The organism is Gilliamella sp. Fer4-1, assembly GCF_001690515.1.
GTDB lineage: Bacteria > Pseudomonadota > Gammaproteobacteria > Enterobacterales > Orbaceae > Gilliamella > Gilliamella apicola_C.
Genome location: NZ_LZGZ01000218.1, coordinates 1 through 1,930, shown reverse-complemented (window position 1 = coordinate 1,930; position 1,930 = coordinate 1). Strand labels below are relative to the sequence as shown.

Here is a 1,930-nt window from a genome sequence, read left to right as displayed (position 1 = left end):
CTCTATGCTATAGAAATTAAATAATCAGTAACCCTTTTAACATTTTCAAAGATGAAAAAATGAGAACCTCTCATACCAATAAAATTAATTTTTTCTTCATTTTCTTCCTGCCAGCGATAAATTGATTCTAAACTCATATTATCCTGCTCTCCATACATAATAGTCATTGGTACTTTCAGCCGTTTTTGTGGTTTAATAAAGTTATATTTTTCAATAAGTTTAAAATCTTGTCTTAGAATAGGCTCGAAATAATCTTTTAATTGTTGATGCAAAAGTAAATTATTAGGCGTCCCGCCCATTTTTGTGATTTCTTGCCAAAAAATATCAGAATCTAAATTAGCAAGGGGGCTTTTGGTTTTACACGATGGATGGCTTTTCCCTGATATGATAATATGTTTGGGTAATTGGATAGAAGTTGCACTTATTTTGTAAGCTAATAAATAAGCTATTAATCCACCCATACTATGTCCATAGAGAAAATATTTTTCATCTGTTATTTTTGGTTTAATCACAGTGTTAAACAAATAATCAACTAAACTATCTATATCCTCAAGAGGTTTGTATCGAGATAAACTTCCCCTACCAGGCAACTCAGTTGCGACCACAGTATATGTACAACTAAGCTGGTTAGAAATCACACTATAAGATGATGAATTACCACCAGCGAAAGGAAATAAAAATATAGTCGGTTTTGCTTTGAGCATATTCCTTCCTTATAATTTGCACATAGTATTCGTATGGTTATTATAAAATCAATGAAGCTAGCTACGGTAAATTTAATATAATTCTATATATGTCTAACATTGTATCTTTTTGGGATAAAAGATCAAATACATTTGCACTGGTATGTCCACACCTTAAATCGAATACATAAAGGCTGAAGACCCTGATTATTATTAGCGCTTTTTGTTATTTTTGGATTATATGATAATATTCTTAGCGGATAAAAATGCAGGGCATTTTTTGAATAATTACCTTGGCATTGTTAGTTTTTTCATTTGGCGTACCAATTCAACTAAGTAATATTAAGTTTAGCATTGATTATTCATGGATAAACAAGAAAGTATACATACCCTGCAAATCAGTTTATTGATAAATCAGTAAATTATAGTATTGTTAAAGAATTTTGGCTTACTATTGATATGTTTTTAGTTCGAATAGTCTGTCAGGTTTTGAAAGAAATTAAACCGCTTTCAGTCTATCCCATTTAACGCAAGTATGCATTTAATTAATTTTCAGGAAAAAATCGCTCAATATAGCGTGGTAAAATTGTGTTTATTCTAGTAATATTGATGCTGACGGACATCCCCCCGTTACTAACTTTGATATCTTCAACAAGTTGCTACCTGATAATAAAGACAGATCCTTTTTTCAATAATCGTTAATGTTATTACCGCAGATTTCTTTCAGAATTATCAAATCAATTTAAATAAAACCCAAAATAGTTATTATTGAATTTTACCAATCTATTTTGATATCTCGCAAATTTCCCTTTCTTTTAATAGACTTTATTAACTTTTAACATATCAAACAACAAGATACAATTATTTTGTAAATACCCCAAACTTAGTACATAACTCACGTAGAAAATCATGCTGCTTGTTTTAGTGTTTTATACTCAATCGGTGTCATGTTATTTAATGCCTCATGCGGTCTTTCGGTGTTATAAATCGTTAACCATTCTTCAGTTATTCTCCTTGCTTGTGCTAAGTTGTTAAAAAGATATAAATCGAGTACTTCAGTACGATAGGTACGATTAAATCGTTCAATATAGCCATTTTGATAAGGGCTACCGGGCTGGATATAATCAATGGTTATATCATGTGATTTAGCCCAGTTGGTAAAGGTTTTTCCTGTAAATTCTGGCCCATTATCGACCCGTATTTTTAATGGATACCCATGATATTCGGCCAGTTTATCTAAGTAACGG

2 protein-coding genes are annotated in these 1,930 nt (G+C 31.0%); both read right to left on the bottom strand.

Annotation, left to right across the window (positions count from 1 at the left end):
• Positions 1-2: 2 nt before the first annotated feature.
• On the bottom strand, positions 3-704 hold the full coding sequence (locus tag A9G30_RS07895; protein WP_065588598.1) for a thioesterase II family protein: 702 nt from the start codon (positions 702-704) through the stop codon (positions 3-5).
• Positions 705-1,590: 886 nt separating this feature from the next.
• A partial coding sequence (locus A9G30_RS07890) for an integrase core domain-containing protein (RefSeq protein ID WP_141672041.1) occupies positions 1,591-1,930 on the bottom strand: 340 nt, incomplete at its 5' end.

Excerpts from the sequence above, each read along its gene's own strand:
- A9G30_RS07895 (WP_065588598.1), bottom strand. The coding sequence starts at position 704 with ATGCTCAAAGCAAAACCGACTATATTTTTATTTCCTTTCGCTGGTGGT.